The organism is Micromonospora sp. RHAY321, from assembly GCF_023896955.1.
Classification (GTDB): Bacteria; Actinomycetota; Actinomycetes; order Mycobacteriales; family Micromonosporaceae; genus Micromonospora.
This window is the reverse complement of the sequence record NZ_JAMHIW010000008.1, coordinates 105,920-122,170: the sequence shown is the minus strand read 5'-3', so window position 1 is coordinate 122,170 and position 16,251 is coordinate 105,920. Positions and strand designations below refer to the sequence as shown.

The 16,251-nt window shown below is 74.0% G+C and carries 14 protein-coding genes; 3 read left to right on the top strand and 11 right to left on the bottom strand.

Annotated features, from left to right (window positions below; translation table 11 throughout):
* Positions 1-79: 79 nt before the first annotated feature.
* Entirely contained in the window at positions 80-3,226 is a 3,147-nt protein-coding gene (locus M8C17_RS18945) for a discoidin domain-containing protein (RefSeq protein WP_252417831.1), read from the top strand.
* A gap of 152 nt (positions 3,227-3,378) precedes the next feature.
* On the opposite strand, the gene serS is transcribed toward M8C17_RS18945, so the two are convergent.
* From serS to M8C17_RS18925, 4 genes are all read right to left on the bottom strand, one after another.
* On the bottom strand, positions 3,379-4,665 hold the full coding sequence (gene serS, locus M8C17_RS18940; protein WP_252417830.1) for a serine--tRNA ligase: 1,287 nt from the start codon (positions 4,663-4,665) through the stop codon (positions 3,379-3,381).
* Between the two features lie 113 nt (positions 4,666-4,778).
* Complete coding sequence (locus tag M8C17_RS18935; protein WP_252417829.1) at positions 4,779-5,879, bottom strand: MerR family transcriptional regulator; 1,101 nt, start codon at positions 5,877-5,879, stop codon at positions 4,779-4,781.
* A gap of 25 nt (positions 5,880-5,904) precedes the next feature.
* Positions 5,905-7,137, bottom strand: a complete 1,233-nt coding sequence (locus tag M8C17_RS18930; RefSeq protein WP_252417828.1) for a trans-acting enoyl reductase family protein — start codon at positions 7,135-7,137, stop codon at positions 5,905-5,907.
* A gap of 58 nt (positions 7,138-7,195) precedes the next feature.
* Positions 7,196-7,630 carry a hypothetical protein gene (locus M8C17_RS18925; protein WP_252417827.1) on the bottom strand — a complete coding sequence of 145 codons (435 nt, stop codon included), beginning with the start codon at positions 7,628-7,630 and terminating at the stop codon, positions 7,196-7,198.
* A gap of 146 nt (positions 7,631-7,776) precedes the next feature.
* On the opposite strand from M8C17_RS18925, the gene M8C17_RS18920 reads away from it, so the two are divergent.
* Positions 7,777-10,593 carry a LuxR C-terminal-related transcriptional regulator gene (locus M8C17_RS18920; protein WP_374558626.1) on the top strand — a complete coding sequence of 939 codons (2,817 nt, stop codon included), beginning with the start codon at positions 7,777-7,779 and terminating at the stop codon, positions 10,591-10,593.
* Between the two features lie 28 nt (positions 10,594-10,621).
* Here M8C17_RS18920 and M8C17_RS18915 read toward each other — a convergent pair whose 3' ends face one another.
* The 5 genes from M8C17_RS18915 to M8C17_RS18895 all read right to left on the bottom strand — a co-directional run bounded on the left by M8C17_RS18915 (position 10,622) and on the right by M8C17_RS18895 (position 13,596).
* Positions 10,622-11,170, bottom strand: coding sequence for a thioredoxin domain-containing protein (locus M8C17_RS18915; protein ID WP_252417825.1), 549 nt, complete (start codon positions 11,168-11,170; stop codon positions 10,622-10,624).
* Positions 11,167-11,664: a redoxin domain-containing protein gene (locus M8C17_RS18910; protein WP_252417824.1), complete on the bottom strand. Its 498-nt coding sequence runs from the start codon at positions 11,662-11,664 to the stop codon at positions 11,167-11,169. The genes M8C17_RS18915 and M8C17_RS18910 overlap by 4 nt, the downstream gene beginning before the upstream one ends.
* 67 nt (positions 11,665-11,731) lie before the next feature.
* Complete coding sequence (locus tag M8C17_RS18905; protein ID WP_252417823.1) at positions 11,732-12,418, bottom strand: BON domain-containing protein; 687 nt, start codon at positions 12,416-12,418, stop codon at positions 11,732-11,734.
* 496 nt (positions 12,419-12,914) lie between these two features.
* On the bottom strand, positions 12,915-13,322 hold the full coding sequence (locus M8C17_RS18900) for a hypothetical protein (RefSeq protein ID WP_252417822.1): 408 nt from the start codon (positions 13,320-13,322) through the stop codon (positions 12,915-12,917).
* Between the two features lie 133 nt (positions 13,323-13,455).
* Entirely contained in the window at positions 13,456-13,596 is a 141-nt protein-coding gene (locus M8C17_RS18895; RefSeq protein ID WP_252417821.1) for a hypothetical protein, read from the bottom strand.
* Positions 13,597-13,959: 363 nt separating this feature from the next.
* On the opposite strand from M8C17_RS18895, the gene M8C17_RS18890 reads away from it, so the two are divergent.
* Positions 13,960-14,322, top strand: a complete 363-nt coding sequence (locus M8C17_RS18890; protein ID WP_252417820.1) for an STAS domain-containing protein — start codon at positions 13,960-13,962, stop codon at positions 14,320-14,322.
* Between the two features lie 18 nt (positions 14,323-14,340).
* Here the strand turns inward: M8C17_RS18890 and surE are convergent, their stop codons facing one another.
* A complete protein-coding gene (gene surE, locus M8C17_RS18885; protein WP_252417819.1) occupies positions 14,341-15,168 on the bottom strand; it encodes a 5'/3'-nucleotidase SurE in 828 nt (275 codons plus the stop codon).
* Positions 15,165-16,142 carry a PfkB family carbohydrate kinase gene (locus M8C17_RS18880; RefSeq protein ID WP_252417818.1) on the bottom strand — a complete coding sequence of 326 codons (978 nt, stop codon included), beginning with the start codon at positions 16,140-16,142 and terminating at the stop codon, positions 15,165-15,167. The genes surE and M8C17_RS18880 overlap by 4 nt, the downstream gene beginning before the upstream one ends.
* Positions 16,143-16,251 lie beyond the last annotated feature (109 nt).

Genomic DNA, 16,251 nt, shown 5'->3' with positions numbered 1-16,251 from the left:
GAGGCAACGACGTTGGTCTTGACATCCGGAAACGATCGTCAGAGTCTGTCTGACAACGTTGTCACACCGAAGGACCACCATGCGTATATCCGAATTCGAGTTGAGCAGGCGGCGGCTCCTCATCCTTGGCAGCGCCGTCGGCGCTGGACTCGCCATCGCCCGACCCACCGCCACCGCCCAAGCCGCGCCAGCCGCCACCACGTCATACGCCGCGGCCACCGGCCCGGTTGCCAACACCTACCACGCGCTGCTGCTCGCCCACACCCGATGGGCCGAGGAGCAATGGGATCCGGCGATCAACGCATACCGCCTCGCGGACTTCAGGTTCGCGGTCGTCCTCGGTAACGCGGTCCTGCTCATCTCGCCCGGGTACGACCCGGCGGCCGCGGGCGTCGACCGGGACACGCTCCACGCCCGTACCGTCGCCACCATCCGCCGATTTGCGGCCACCAACCGGCTCGCCGGCGGCACCGAGTGGGGCCGACAGCTCTTCTGGGACAGCACCTTCGAGCTGTACTTCGTCCTGGCCGCCCGACTGCTGTGGTCCGAACTGGACGAGGTGACCCGCAACAACGTTGACCGCATCGCCCGCGGGCAGGCCGCGTACGCCCATTCCCTCGGCACCCGTAACGACCCGCTGAGTGGCAGTTGGACGCCGAACGGCCTCACCGGTGGCTGGATCGGCGACACCAAGCTCGAGGAGATGGGGGTTTACGCCCAGGCGATCGCGCCCGGCCTGGCCTGGGCGACGGACGACCCCGCAGCCGCGGCGTGGCGCGAGCGGTTCCTGACGTGGACGCTCAACGCGACCGGACTACCCGCAGCCGACCGCGCCAACGCCGCCGTCGTCGACGGGCGGGCGGTCGCGGACTGGAACACCGCCCACAACATCCACGACACGTTCCTCGTCGAGAATCACGGCTCCTTCGGCCCGCACTACCAGGAAGAACTGTGGCGCACTGCGGGTCGTACCGCTGCGCACTTCCTGACCGCCGGCCAACCGCTCCCCGAGGCACTCACCCGGCAGCCCAGCGCCGCCCAGCTGTGGCGGACCATGCGGCTGCTGGCCAGCGATGCTGGCGAACCCTTCATGCCGATGGTCGCGGACCGCTACCACCTGTACGGCCGTGATGTCCTGCCACTCGCCTTCCTCGCGCAGGTCCAAGGCGACCGGCACGCCGCCCGGGCCGAGGCGGACCTCGCCGACCGGCTCATGCCCTACCTGAACTACCCGCCCGAGTATCGGCTCACCAAGTTCAGCGGCGAGCCGAAGTACGAGCCCGAGGCCCGGGCCGAACTCGCCATCAGTTATCTCTTCCATTCCTGGCGGGCAGCCAACGGTGGCGTGGTCGAGCCGGTCGCCAGCACCACGTTCTTCGCGGCGGCGGCGGGCACCCGGGACTTCGGGGAGCAGGCCGGGCTGACCGCCCAGCAAACCCCGACCGCCTTCGCCGCGGCGGTCAGCAAGACCGGGTACGTCTCGTTCCTGTGGGCCCCCGCCCACGATAATTGGTTGTTCGACACCCGGGCCGCCTCGCTGCTGCCGAGGCAGTCGGCGCCGGTCCTGGGCCGCACCTCCGCTGCGTACACCATGGCCCGGGACGGTCTCGACGCCACGGCCACCGTTCTACGCGTCGCCGGCGGCACCGCGGGATACGTCACGCTGCCCACCGGTACGGTCGTGTACGCCACCACCGGCATCGGTGCCGACGAGGGCGCGCTCACCCTGTTCAACCTGGACATGCCCGGTGTACCCGGGCTCACCGGCACCCGCACCTTCACCGGCGAACAGGGGTCCGTCACCCTGGCTGGACAACAGGGCCTCGGCGACGGCGGAACCGACCAGATCAGCTTTGCGCCTCGTCCAGCCAGGTACGTGCGGATGCTCGGCCGATCCCCCGTCAACCAGTACGGCTACTCGCTGTTCGCCTTCGCCGTGCTCGGCGCCAGCGGGATCGACCTCGCCACCGGTCGGCCCACCACGGCCTCGTCCGCCGACCCCGCCTACCCCGCACCGAACGCGACCGACGGCAACTCCGGCACCCGCTGGGCGGTCGCCCGGGAGGAACGCGGCCGCGCGGACAGTTGGCTCGCCGTCGACCTCGGCGAGTCCATCGACATCAGCGGCGTACGCCTGGACTGGGAGGCCGCGTACGGCACCCGATACGTCATCCAGACCTCTCTGGACGGCATCAACTGGAGCGACGCGGCGGTCGTGCCGGACAGCCCGACTATCGCCGGCTCCTGGCTGGACGTCGACGGACGAGCGGGTCTGGTAGTCCACAACGGCCAGAATCCGATCACCGTGACCGCCACCACCGTCACCCTGTCCAGCGGACCGGCCACCGGCAGCACTCGGCTGATCATCGAGGGGTACACGGGCGCGAGCAGGTCGGCCCTGGCCGCCGCGGCGTCTCGAACCCTGCCCAATGGCGGTCCGGAGGCGTTGCGGGTGAGTGACGCGGACGGATACCTGAGCCTGTTCAACCTGTCCGACGAGGACATCACGACGGCGGCCGTCACCCTGTCGCAGCACGCCACGCTGCGGCTTTACCACGGAAGCCAGGTCACCGGATCCGGGACCACCAGCTACCAGGTCGACCTTGCCGCCGCCACCGCACGCGTCGAGCCGCCGCGGTTCACCGCGACCGCGGTACGACCGGCGAAGTCGATTCCCGCCGGTACCCGGTTCGACGTCACCGACTCGCACCACCTCCGAATCACCGCACCCGCCGAGCACATCGTGATGGTGCAGCTGGAGTCCATGGCCGGCGGTGCCCGACGGCGGGTGACGGTACCCGCTGGACGCAGCCGGGACGTCGCGTTCGCGGGTGGGATGGTGACGCCAACCAGCGACCTGGCCCGGTCTCGGACGACCTACCCGACCTCACCGCTCCCGGCTGGCATGACCGACCCGTCGGCCGCCGTCGACGGCGACCCGGTTACCGCCTGGCAACCCGGCCCGACCGGCCGATTGGTGATCGACCTCGGATCGCTCCAGGGTCTGGCATCGGTCCGCCTGACCTGGACTCCCGGTCGGCGGCGGCCGATCACCGTAGCCACCTCTGCCGACGGGCTCGGCTACGTAGCGGTCGCCTCGGTCCCGAAGCCGCGACCCGAGACCACCATCTCGACGAGGTCCTCCGGGCGGTACGTGGCGATCGCGGTCGCCGACTGGCAGCCCGGTGACGCCCGCCTGACCCACGCGGAGGTGTTCGGTGCCTGAACCGGCACCGCACGTCCGCGCGGGAGCCGGAACAGCTCAGCGTCGGGATTGACCACGGTGTCACAATCGTGGCCGAGTGGACGGCGGCGGGACTGGTGCGCAGGCATCAGTCCCGCCGCCGTCGACCAGGTGCGGGGAGCGTTGTTTTCCAGCTAGCGCAGCGGGGTCAGGCGGTCGGTGCCCAGGCGGTCCTGGAGGACCTTGGGGATCAGGACGCTGCCGTCGGCCTGCTGGTACTGCTCCAGGATGGCCGGGAAGAGCCGGCTGGTGGCCAGCGCCGACCCGTTGAGGGTGTGCACGAAGCGCGTCTGCTTGCCGCCCGGCTCGCGGTAACGGATGGCCGCCCGACGAGCCTGGTAGTCGCCGGCCCAGGAGACCGACGACACCTCCTTGTACTTACCGGTGCTCGGCATCCACACCTCGATGTCGAGGGTCTTCTTCATCGAGGCGCTGGCGTCACCGGCCGAGAGCAGCGTGCGCTGGTAGTGCAGACCCAGCCCCTCGACCAGGCTCTCGGCGTGGGCGAGCATCTCCTCCAGCGCCGCGTCGGCCTGCTCCGGCAGGGTGAACTGGAAGATCTCCACCTTGTTGAACTGGTGCCCCCGCACCGTGCCGCGCTCGTCCGAGTGCGAGCCGGCCGACTCCCGCCGGTAGCACGGGGTGTACGCGAACGCCTTCAGCGGCAGCTTCGGGGTCTCCAGGATCTCGTCCTGGTACGCGCCGAGGATCGCCGTCTCCGACGTGGGCAGCAGGAACTGGCCACGCGGGGCGGACGCCGAGTCCAGGTGGTAGACGTCGTCGTAGAACTTGGGGAACTGCCCGGCGGCGAAGCCGGCCGAATCCAGCAGCAAGTGCGGCGGGAGCAGGAACTCGTAACCGGCCTTGATGTGCTGGTCGACGAAGTAGTTGAGCAGCGCCCACTCCAGCCGGGCGCCGACCCCGGTGTAGATCCAGAAACCGGACCCGCCGAGCTTGACCCCGCGCTCGTAGTCGACCAGGCCCAACGCGCGGCTCAGCTCCACGTGGTCGCGGACCTTCTCGATCACCGGTGGCTCGCCGAAGGTCTTCACCACCCGGTTGGCTTCCTTGCCGCCGGCCACCACGTCGTCGCTGGGCAGGTTGGGCAGCTCACTCATCGCGTCGCGCAGCCGGGCCTGCACCTCGTCCAGCTGAGACTCCAGCTCCGCGAGCTGCTTACGCTCGGCCTCCGGCGCGGTGACCTGCGGCGCGGTGCCGGCGCGCTTCGCCTGCGCGTACGCCCGGGCCTCCGCCTTGCGGCGCTGCCGCTCCGCGTCGATCTCCGTGATCAGGGCGCGCCGCTCCTGGTCGAGCCGCTGAATCTCGTCCAGGGCCCGATCGACCTCGGCGGGATCCAGTCGCTTCGCCAGCGCGGTCGCCACCGCCTCGCGATCCTTCCGGATCAACTCCATGTCGAGCATGCTGCTCCGTACGCCTCCGTCCGGGGTCGAGTGGACCACCAGATGCTACCGTCGCGCCCCCGCCCCGCCGGGACGGGGAGCGCGAGCCCACCGTCGCGTGTGCGCCGGAGGGCTCAGAGCCGGACCGGCATCAGCACGGAGAAGGTGTCCGCGTCGTCGGGGCGGCGGACGGCCAGCGGTGCGATCGGCCCGTCCAGCTCCAGCACGAGTTGCGATCCGCCGGCCGCGTCCAGCGCGTCCAGCAGGTAGCCACCGTTCACACCGACCCGCAGCCCGCTCGGGTCGTGGCCGTCCGGCGCGAGACCGGCGGCGGGGAGCAGTCGCAGGTGACCTCGCTCGTCGAGGCCGAGCACGGTGACCGCCAGCGACTCGCCACCGAACTCACGGGCGACCGTGGGGGCCGCCGGGTCGGTCAGCGCGGCGCGCAGCGCCGCGGTGTCCACCGGGATCCGGTACGCGGCCGGACGCTCACCGACGGTTTCCCGCAGCAGCCTGCGGTAGTCGGGGAAGTCGTGCGGCAGGGCGGTGCCGGTCAGCGTCCGGGCGGCCACCGCGACCCGCAGGTCCGCGCCGGACACGGTCAGCCGCACCGGCCGGGCGTCGGCGACGTCGAGCAGCGCGCGGAGCCGGTCGACCAGGTCCACCCCGACGAGCACCCGCACCGGCGGCCCGTCGACGCTGGCACCGGCCCGGGCCAGCGCGAGCCGGTGCCGGTCGGTGGCGACCAGCCGGACGCCGTCCAGCTCGACGTCGAAGAGCACGGCGGAGAGCACCGGCAGTTCCGGATCGGCGCCGACGGCGAAGCGCACCGCGTCGAGGGCGGTGGCCAGCTCGGCGGGGGAGAGCAGCAGCGTGGTGGTCGCCGGCGGCGCCGGGTCGACCAGTGCGCGGAGCCGGGTGATCTCCCGGCGGGCGTCGGCGAGCCCGTCCGACAGTCGGCGCAGGTGCGCGTCGAGCAGCCGGTGCACCGCTGCCGGCTCGGCGCGTACCGCCGTGGCGATCTCCGGCACCGGCATGCCGACCCGGCGCAGCCCGGCCACCAGCCGGGCCGGGGCGATCTGCTCGTCGGTGTACCAGCGGTAGCCCGTCACCGGGTCGACCAGGGCCGGCTCCAGCACCCCGGCGGAGTCGTAGAAGCGCAGCGCGCTGACGGTCAGGCCGCTGGCCCGGGCCAGCTCACCGATGCTGTGCAGGTCGCTCTCCACGCCGGGCATCCTGCCCCCTCGACCCGGTCGAGGGTCAAGTCGCCGCCTCGGCCCCCGGCGTCGACGGCGCCTCCGGCCCCGGGGTCGTGGCCTCCTGCTTCAGCACGCGGAAGGTGAGCCCGGCCCGGACGAGCCGGTCGAGCAGCGCGTCACCCATCGCGGCGACCGGGGTGAGCTGGCCGGCGGTCGTCGGCAGCTCGTCCAGTGCCAGGCAGAGCGCCGACTCGGCGAGCATCTTCGCCGTCTCGTCGTAGCCCGGATCGCCGCCGGCGACCTCGGTGACCACCCGTCGCCCGCCGCCGGTGCCGACGAACCGGACCCGGAACCAGGACGCCGCCCGCTGCTGCGCGGTGGGCCCCTGCCCGGAGGCGAGCCGGCCGAGCAGCCAGCGCCGGGTGGGCGGCACCTTCACCAACCCGACCAGTACGCCGAGCCCCGCCGCGCCGGCCAGCACGGTCGGCAGCCGCTTCACGGCGGCGAAGTGCCGGTAGCGGAAGTCCGGGCCGTACTCCGGGCGGGCCGCCGCCGAACGGCGGACCACCTGGGGGTCGATGGTGGGCAGCGGCACGGTCCAGATGCGCAGCTCCGCCGAGCGGGACAGCCGGCCGGGCACCGCCCGGACCCGTCGGTCGGTGGGGCGCGGCTCGAGCGCCCGGCGGTCCCGGGCCGCCCGGCTGGCCTGCCCCGTGCGGGAGAACGCGGTCAGCGCGGAGTGGTACGTGCCGCCGGAGAACCGGCCGCCGGCGCGCACGTAGCCGTCCACGGTGATCGGGACGTCGGCGGGCAACTGCCTGACGGTGAACCAGACGCCCAGGTCGTGAGGGACGGAGTCGAACCCGCAGGCGTGCACCAGCCGCGCTCCGGTGCGGGTCGCCTCGGCGTGGTGGCGGACGTACATCAGGTCGACGAACTCCGGCTCACCCGTGATGTCCAGGTAGTCGGTGCCGGCGCGGGCGCAGGCGGCGACCAGCGGCTCCCCGTGGTGGATGTACGGGCCGACGGTGCTCGCCACCACCCGGGCGCTCTCGGCCACCGCGCTCAGCGAGTCGGCGTCGGTCACGTCGGCGGTGAGCAGCGGCAACCCGGCCAGGGTCGCGTCGATCGCGGTGAGTCGGTCCCGTACCGCGGCCAGGCGATCCGGGTTGCGCCCGGCCAGCGCCCAGCGCAGCCCGGACGGCGCGTGCCGGGCCAGGTATTCGGCGGTCAGCCCTCCGGTGAACCCGGTGGCTCCGAACAGCACCACGTCATACGTCCGCTCCCCAGCCATCCCCAGAGTCTGCCACCCACCGCCGCCACCGGTAGATCATGAGCGCGGGAATCCGTCGTCACCACCAGCCGGCGCGGGGAACGTCCAGTGGGGACCGGTCGGGGCGCAGCACCTCGCCGGTCTCGATGCGCTGCTTCACCTGGCGCAGCGTGCGGCGGACCAGCAGCCCCGGGTCGTCGCCGACCAGATGCGCGGCCAGCCCGACGGTCGGGGTGGCGCCGGCCAGCGGACGGGCCGCCAGCTCGGTGCCCCGGTCGCCCGGCGCCGGCCGCATCCGCACCTCGACCGCGCCGTCCAGGCGGCGCAGCGGCTCGGGCCACCGGCCGCCGGGCAGCACCTGCTCCGGCGGCCGGCCCACCGTCACCACCTCCCACCGGGCCGGCGCGGCGGGGTCACCGCCCGCGCCGGTCCGGCCACGCCACCGGAGCAGGCGCGCCGCCCCGGCCAGCGCCGTGCCGCCGAGGGCGGATCGCGCCCGCGTCAGCCGTCCCATCAGCCCCACCCGTCCTCCCGGTCCACGTCCCTCGACCCTCGGCCCGGACCGGGTGAAGCGGGCTCGCCCGGAAGGGGTGAACACGTCCGGGCCGGGTAACCGCTCGCCGACCGGGGGGTGGAACGCGTCGACGGGGGTGGAGCCGGGTGCCGGAACAGCAGGATCGCGTGCGCGTCGGCACGGCACAGGGGCGACCGGCGGACCCGCCGTTGCTGGCGTCCCGGCTGAGCCCGGCGGCGCCGCCCGAGCCGGTGGTGGCGCGGCCCCGACTGCTGCGCAGGCTCGACGAGGGCAGCGCGGGACCGGTCACCCTGGTCGCCGCCCCCGCCGGCTGGGGCAAGACCACCCTGCTGGCCTCCTGGGTGCGGCTGGCCGCTGACACGCCCGAGGCGGGACCCGGACCCGCGTGGGTGTCGGTGGAGGCCGGTGACGACGGCGACCGGCTCTGGGCGTACCTGGCGGCGGCCCTGCGCTCGGCCACCGGGCCGGCGGACGACGGCCCGGCCGCGCCGGTTCCCGACCGGGCACCCCGCCCCGACCAGCTGGAGATACTCGCCGCCGCGCTCGCCGCCGCCGACCGGTCGGTGCTGCTGGTCCTGGACGACCTGCACCGGGTCGGCGACCCGGCGGCGCTGACCGGGCTGGAGTTCCTGCTCCGGCACGCCGGTCAGCGGTTGCACCTGGTGGTCGGTGCCCGGGCCGGCCTGCCGCTGCCCCTGCACCGGCTGCGCCTCGCCGGAGAGCTGACCGAGATCGGCCCCGACGAGCTGGCCTTCACCGACGACGAGGTGGCCGACCTGCTCATCGCGCACGGCGCGCCGCTGCCGGCTGCCGCCGTACGACGGTTGCGCGAGCGCACCGGAGGTTGGCCGGCCGCGCTGCGCATCGCCGCGCTGGCCCTGCGGGGGCACCCCGACCCGGAGCGCTGGGTGGGGCAGTTCGGCGGTGACCACCCGGAGATCGCCGGTTACCTGCACGAGGAGGTGCTCGCGTCGGTCGACCCCGCCGACCGGGATCTGCTGCGCCGTACCGCTCTCGCCGAGACCGTCTGCGCCGACCTGGCCGAGGCGTTGACCGGCCGTGCCGACGCCGGCCGGTCGTTGGCCGACCTGGCGGGGGCCGGCGGTCTGCTGCACCGGGAGGACACCCGCCCGCCCTGGTACCGCTGCGACCCCCTGCTGGCCGACCTGCTCCGCGCCGAGCTGGCCCGGCTGCCCGTCGAGGAGTTGCGTGAGCTGCACGCGCGGGCGGCCGACTGGTACGCCGGCGACGGCCGCCCGGCCGACGGGTTGCGGCACGCGTTGGCCGCCGGCCGGTGGGACCGGGCCGGTGACCTGTTCGTCGCGCACTGGCCGGAGCTGACCAGGTACGACCCGGAGCCGGTGAGCGGACCGACGCCGGCGTCGCCGCCTCCGGAGGTGGTCCGCGCCGACCCGGAGGTGGCGTTGGCCTGCGCCGCCGAGCGGGCGTACGCCGGTGACCTGCCGGGCGCCACCGCTCACCTGCGCGCCGCCGCCGGGTACGCGGGCGGCCTGCCGGTGCCGCGTCGGGACCGGTTCCTGCGGTTGGCCACCGCGCTGGAGCTGACCGTGGCCCGCCTCGCCGGCGATCCGGCCGAGGTGCGGGCCGCCGCCGCTCGTCTGCTGCGGAGCCGTCCGGCCGGGGCGACGCCGACCGGTGTGCCGAACCCCACGCAGGCCGTCGGCGGGAGCAGCGCCGCCGAGGACGCGGACCTGCGGGCCTTCACGGGCACCGCGCTGGGCCTGGTCGAGCTGGCCGCCGGCGCGCTGCCCGACGCGCGGTTCGTCCGGGCGCGGGCGGCGGCCCGGGAGGCCGGCCGGCCGCGTACGGAGCTGGTCGCTGCCAGCCGCTCCGCGTTGCTGCTCGCCGTCCGGGGAGAGCTTCGCGCGGCCGAGCAGGCGGCCCGCGACGCCCTGGGTGTGGCGGCCTCCCGGGGCTGGTCGTGCCGCCTCGACTGTGCCTACGCCTACCTGGCGTTGGCCCTGGTGGCACTGCATCGTGACCAACCCGAGGAGGCTGCCGCCAACCTCGCCCTGGCGGTGCCGGTGACCGGCTCCGCAGGCTCGGCGGGCTCCGCGAGTTCCGCCGTGGCGGAGTCGGGTGACGACGGGTCGGCGGGGTGGCCCGGCGAGCCGGTGGCGGCGGCGGTGGCCGCGCTGTGTCGGGCCCACCTGCACCACGACACCGGTGATCCGGCCGCCGGGCAGCGGCTGCTCGTCCGCGCCCGGGAGTCGTTGACCGACCGGCCTGCCGCCGCCGAGTTGGCCGGCCTGCTGCGGGCCGCCGAGGCGGACCTCCGTGCCGAGCGGGGCGACGTGGACACGGCCCGCGAACTGCTGGCCGGCGCCACCGAGGACACGGCGTCCCCGGCGCTCGCGGTGGCGCTGGCCCGGGTCGAGCTGCGCGCCGGGGACGCCGGCGCGGCCGGGAGGGCGCTGCCCGACTGGCAGGGGCCGCCGGCCGCCGCCTGGCCCCTGCCGGTACGCCTGGACGCCGGCCTGCTGGACGCGGTGCTGGCCGAGCGCGGCGGGGACGGTCGTCGGGCCGGGCGGATCCTGGAGCAGGTGCTCGACCTGGCCGGCCCGCAGGGCGCCCGCCGGGTCTTCACCCGTTCGGAACCGCCGGTGCGGGACCTGCTGGCCGCGCACCTGGACGCCGGCACCGCACACTTCTCGCTGGTCAGCGATCTGGTCCGGGGTGCCGAGCAGACGAGCGTCAGGCCGCCGGCCGAGCCGGGGGGCACGCTCGACGAGCCGCTCACCGAGCGCGAGTTGACCATCCTGCGCTACCTGCAGAGCATCCTGTCCAACGTGGAGATCGCCAGCGAACTGTCGCTCTCGGTCAACACCGTGAAGACCCACGTCCGCAACATCTACCGCAAGCTCGACGCGACCCGCCGGCGTGAGGCCGTCCGGCGGGCGCGCGAGCTGCGGCTGATCTGAGCGGCCGTAACCGACCGTGCCTCGGTGGTCAGGCGTTGGCGGCGGCGTCCACGGCGGCCAGCAGGTCGGGCAGGTCGTACCCGCCCTCGTGCCGGACGCCGTTGACGAAGAGGGTGGGGGTGCCGTTCACCCCGCTCCGGATCCCGCCGACGAAGTCGCGGCGTACCCGGTCGGCGTGCACCCGGTTGTCCACCTCCGCGTTCACCTCGTCCGGCGGCAGCCCGAGTTGCTCGACGCCGAGCGAGAGGTGCACCGGGTCCAGCTGGTCCTGGTGCTCGTAGAGCCAGTCGTGCATCTCCCAGAACCTGCCCCGGGCCGCGGCGGCCTCGGCGGTCTCGGCGGCGCGTTCGGCGTACGGGTGCACGTTGGCGATCGGGAAGTAGCGGTACACCATCCGCACCGTGTCGGCCCGCTGCCGCAGCACCTCGTGCAGGTTGGGGTACGCGGCACCGCAGAACTGGCACTGGAAGTCGCCGTACTCGACGATGGTCACCGCCGCGTCGGCCGGCCCCCGGACATGGTCCTGGTCGGTCACCGGGTCCCGGAGTCGGGCGGTGACCTGCAGTGGCGTGGTCATCCGGCCATCACCCGCCGATCGGCGGTGAGCCGGTCCAGCGCTTCGATGATGCCGTCCGCGCCCGGGTTGACCTCGGGGGGCGACAGGTAGCTCCAGGCCACCGTCCCGGCCGGGTCGAGCACCACCAGCGCCCGCGCCGCCTCGCCCTGCGGGGTGTACGCGCCGTACCGGCGGGCCACCTCGCCCTTGGGCTCGAAGTCGGCCAGCAGCGGGAACTCGATTCCCCGGCTCTCGGCGAACGCCCGGTGCGACCAGATGCTGTCCACCGACAGCCCGAGCAGCACGGCCTGGTACTGGTCGAACATGGGTGCCGCTGCCTGGTAGAGCGACATCTGGTCGCCGCAGACCGGGCTCCAGTCGGCGGGATAGAAGGCGAGCACCACCGGCCGCCCGCGGAACTGCTGGGGCCCGATCTGGCGCCCGTCCGGTGTGCCCGCCAGGGTGAAGCCGGGCGCGGAGCGCCCTGGTTGGATCAGCCCGTTCGGATCACTCATGCCTCCCAGCCTGCTACCGGGGTGGGTGAGGTGGGCTCACCCGCCCCGGGTGGTTCCGCGCTCACGCTCAGCTCAGCACCGGGGCGACCGCGATGTGGTTCTGCACCTCCCGGATGCCCGGGGCGGACCAGACAACCTGCTCCACCTCGGCCCGCTCGGGCATCGAGTGCACCAGCCCGGCGAGCACCGCCGTGTCCCCGTGCACCCGGACGCTGATCCGCTCGACCTCGGTGGCGCCGGCCCGGGCGAGCGCGTCGACGATCCGTTCGGCCAGGTCGTGGCCGTCGGGCGGGGCGGCCGGGCGGACGCTGATGCCGTTGCTCACGCCGCGTACGCCGGTCAGCCGGCAGACCGCCCGCTCGGCGGCCCGCCGCTGGTACTCCCACTCGACCTCGCCGTGCAGCGTCACCCAGCCGGCCGAGACGGTGACCTGAAGTTTCTCGATGGGCACGAACGCGTCCCATTCCAGCGCGTGGCCGGCTGCGGCGGCCAGGTCGGGGTCGGCGCGCTCGGCGCCGCCGGGCAGCCGCACGGCCAGGTCGTTGGCGACCGCCCGCACCCGGGCGACGCGGTGTGCGGCCCGCTCGGCGGCCCACTTCTTCGCGTAACTGTCCACCCGCCCGGTCAGCGTGACGACGCCCTCGGCGACGGTCACGCCGATCTCGTGCGGCTGCACCCGTGGCTCCCAGGTCAGCTCGTCGAGTACGGCGGACTGGATGTCCTGGTCGGAGCGGCTGATCGTCGCGATGGCCATCTGTCCCTCCTCCGGTGCGTGGGTGGCGGACCAGGTCACGGCCGCGGCCCGAGGTCCGCCGTCGGTCGAGCCTGCCGTCGGGGAGGGTGAGTCGGCCTCGCCCGGAGCGGGTGAGGGTGCGGGTGCGCTCACCGGCGGACGGGCACGCGCGTCGATGGTGGGAGCGCTTCCAAAGTGACCGGGAATCGGTTACGGTATCGGTGTTCCCGATCGCGGGAGCCGTCGTGTCGGAGGCGGGAGCGGGGCACCTCATGCCCCTCCGGCGTCGTGCCCGTCCCCCGGGCGGCGACGCCACCGCCGGTCGGCGCGCCACCGGCCCACCGTCACCTACACGGGGCAATCCGGACGCGGTCGGCGACGCCCGGACCGCCTCGAAACGCCGGTCCGCCGGGGCTGCCTGAGGGGTCCGGCACCCCGGCGGGCCGGCCCCGGCTCGGGAACGAAGATGGGCTCCGCTCGACCGGCGGTCGAGCGAAGCCCACGGGGTACGGGTGGGTCAGCCGTCCAGGCCGACGGGGCTGTTGGGGCGGTCGACGTCGACGAACTCGACGTCGTCCACCGCGCGGTCGTCCCGGCTGCCGGCGGCCCGGGCGGCGGAGCCGACGGCCCAGCCGACCGCGGCGCCCACCAGGGCGGCGCCGATCAGCAGCGTCCACGGCGGAGCCGGCTGGCGGCCGGCGAGCGCGTCGAAGGCCAGCGAGGCACGGCGCCGCGCCTCGTCGGCGGCGGAGCCCACCAGGTCGCCCGCCCCGTCGGCCAGGTCACTGCTGCTGCGACGGGCCGAGCGGGCGGTGCCCAGCACGCTGTCTCCCGCGGAACTGACCGCGGAGACCAGGTGCTCCCACGCCTGATCCGCGATCCGCTCCGGCTTGCTGCGGCGGTCCAGCAGGTTGCTTCCGAACATCGTGGTTACCTCCTCGGGTGCCGAAGCCGCCGGCCACTTCGGACTTCGGCGTCCGGCCTACGCGTCACGGCTCATCCGGCAGTGCCCCGTGCCGGCCGGACGCAAACCCGGCCGGCACGGCTCGGCGGGCACCTCAGTGCAGCACCACCGCCGCGACGCCCCGGGCGAAGTCGTCGTCATCGTCGTCGTCATCGCCTCCGCCACCGAAACCGCAGGCCAGTACGAGGGCGAGCAGGACGCCGACACCGGCCAGCCCAGCCAGTCTCTTGATCATCGATGATCCTCTCCGTCGCGGTGGGTGTCGGGATCGATGCTAGGCGGCGCCGGCAACCGCGGGATGGCATCCGCGGCGGTGGACGGGTGCGACACGCCGGTGCCACGCGGGCGCGACGCGGTCGGCCGACCGGTTGTCGGGTGTGTCCGGTCGGGACCGCTACCCTGGTCCGGCGGCGCGTCGGCTCCGACCGATCGTCGAGTGATCAAATAACGGAAATTGCGGAGATGGGTGACGTGATGTGCCCGAATCCGCGAATTGCTCATCCCGAGGGGTGGCGACCGAGGCCGTCGGAGGAATACTCTCGGTCGCGGCCCGCGTACTGATGAGGCGCCCGGGGGACGGGCGGGTGGAGGTGCTCGCGTGAGCCTGTCGATCGTGAAGTCGGTTCTGTCCGGTGGTGTCGTGGAGATCGCCCCGCGCGGTGAGATCGACGTCGATACCGCGTACGAGGTGCGCGAAGCGATCGCCGAGGTGCTGGCCAAGGGCCGGCCTCTCCGCATCGAGCTGAACATGAGGCTGGTCACCTTCATCGACTCCGTCGGCATCAGCGCCATGGTCGCCGGCTTCCAGACCGCCGAGGTCAGTGGCGTCAAGCTGGTGGTCACCCAGCCCAGCCGGTTCGTCCACCGGCAGCTCTGGGTCACCGGGCTGCTCGGCCTCTTCGGCGCCCCGGAGCCCTACTTCGCCGGCACCGCCACCCCCGAGGTGCTCCCCGGCGCCTGAGCGCCGTGGGCGATCCCGTCAGGGCTGCTCCTCCAGGCCGGTCAGGTCGACGTCGGTCACCTCGGTGACCGCCCGGATGGCCGTCACGGACGCGTACCCGGCGGCCAGCAGCGCCACGTCCGTGCCGGGCTGCGCGGCCTGCCCCGGCTCCTCCAGCGACGTGCGGACGAAACCGTGCCCGGCCTCGGCCACCGTCATCTGCACCTGACCGAAGCTGGCCAACGTGCCGTGGCGCACCCCGCGTAGCCGCCCGTGCGGCAGATCCGGCGCGTTGACGTTGAGCACGCTCTCCAGCGGCGCGGCGGTCAGCCGGGGGAGCAGGTCCAACGCGACCCGCGCGGCGGTGCTCCAGTGCCGGTCGGCGTCGCGTACCCGGGCGGCGGCGTCCACCGCGGCACCACCGCTGGCGGCCGTCGCCTCGCGGGCGGTGAGCACGTCGAGTGAGACCGCCATCGCCCGGCAGCCGTTCGTGGCGGCGGTGAACGCCGCGCCCACCGTGCCGGAGTGCAGCACCGCACGGCCGGCGTTGGCGCCCCGGTTGATGCCGGAGAGCACCACCGACGGCGGCGGGCCGAACGCGCCGTGCAGCGCGATCAGCGTGATGAAGCCGGGGGAGCCTCCGACCCCGTACGCGGGCACACCCGCCAGATCCGGCAGCGGATGGTCGTGCACCACCACCCGGCCGTCCTGCTCCATGCCGCTCATGGCGGCGCTCGTGCCGCTCGCCTCCTCCAGCGGCGCGGCGACCACCACGTCCAGGCCCCGCTGCGCCGCCGCCCAGGCCAACGCCTGAATGCCCGGTGCGGCGATCCCGTCGTCGTTGGTGACCAGCACCCGCAGCGTCATCGTTCGACCGCCCGATCGGCCAGCTCGTCGGGCGTGGTCCGCTCCTGCTGACGGCTGTCCGCCGGCACCAGCCGCACCCGCTCCACCAGGCCGGTGATCGAGTCCAACCGCCCGGTGCCCAGGCCGTGCCGGGTCACGTTCAGCGCCCCGGCGGCGGCGCCGGTCCGGATGGCGGTCCGGATGTCTCCACCGCCGGCCACCACCGCGGCCACCCCGGCGGTCATCGAGTCGCCCGCGCCGCGCGGGTCGGCGGCCTCCAACCGGGGCATCTCCACCTCGAACAGTTCCCCGTCGATGAGCGCCAGCGCCGGCTGGTCCGCCCGGCTCACCACCACCGTCTCGGCGCCGGATGCGTGCAGGTCGTACATCACCCGGCTCAGCTCCGCGGTGTCCTCGCTGCGGGCGCGGCCGTCGCGGATCAGCTCCTCGTGGCTCACCTTCAGGAAGAACACCCCGCTGTCCAGCACCGCGCCGAGGTGGTCACCGGAGAGATCCACCACCACCCGGCCGCCGTTCGCGCCGAGGTCGGCGGCGAAGCGCCGGTACAGGTCGGCCGGGACGAGCCACGGCTCGTTGGGTCCACTGAGAACGCTCACCGACGCCCGCAGGCCCTCGCCGAGAGCCAGGTTGTACAGCTCGTCGAGCTCGTGCCGGCTCAGGGGCTGCCCGGGCACGTCGACGATCTCCTGCCGGGACCCGTCCCGACGGTCGTGCACGTACCCGCCGCTGCCCGAGTCGCGGACCACCACCTTGAGCTCCACGCCCTCGCTGACCAGCAGCGGCTCCAGCACCTGGCCGATCTCGCCGCCGAGCGCGGCGCAGAGCACCACGTCGACCCCGAGCGACAGCACCATGCGGGCCTGCCAGACGCCCTGCCCACCCGGGTGCAGGTGCAGCTCGGGCTGGTCGCTCGGCTGGTCGACGGTCACCGTCAGCTGCGGCGTGGGCGCGAAGACCATCACATGCCCGCTCACCGGTCGTAGCCCTTCATAGATCCACCCCTTCGTCACAGCCGGTGATTTCCCATTAGCCGACCGTAGTGCGAACGGTGTGCGAAGGGCGGGACAACAGTGCGTGTCCGTC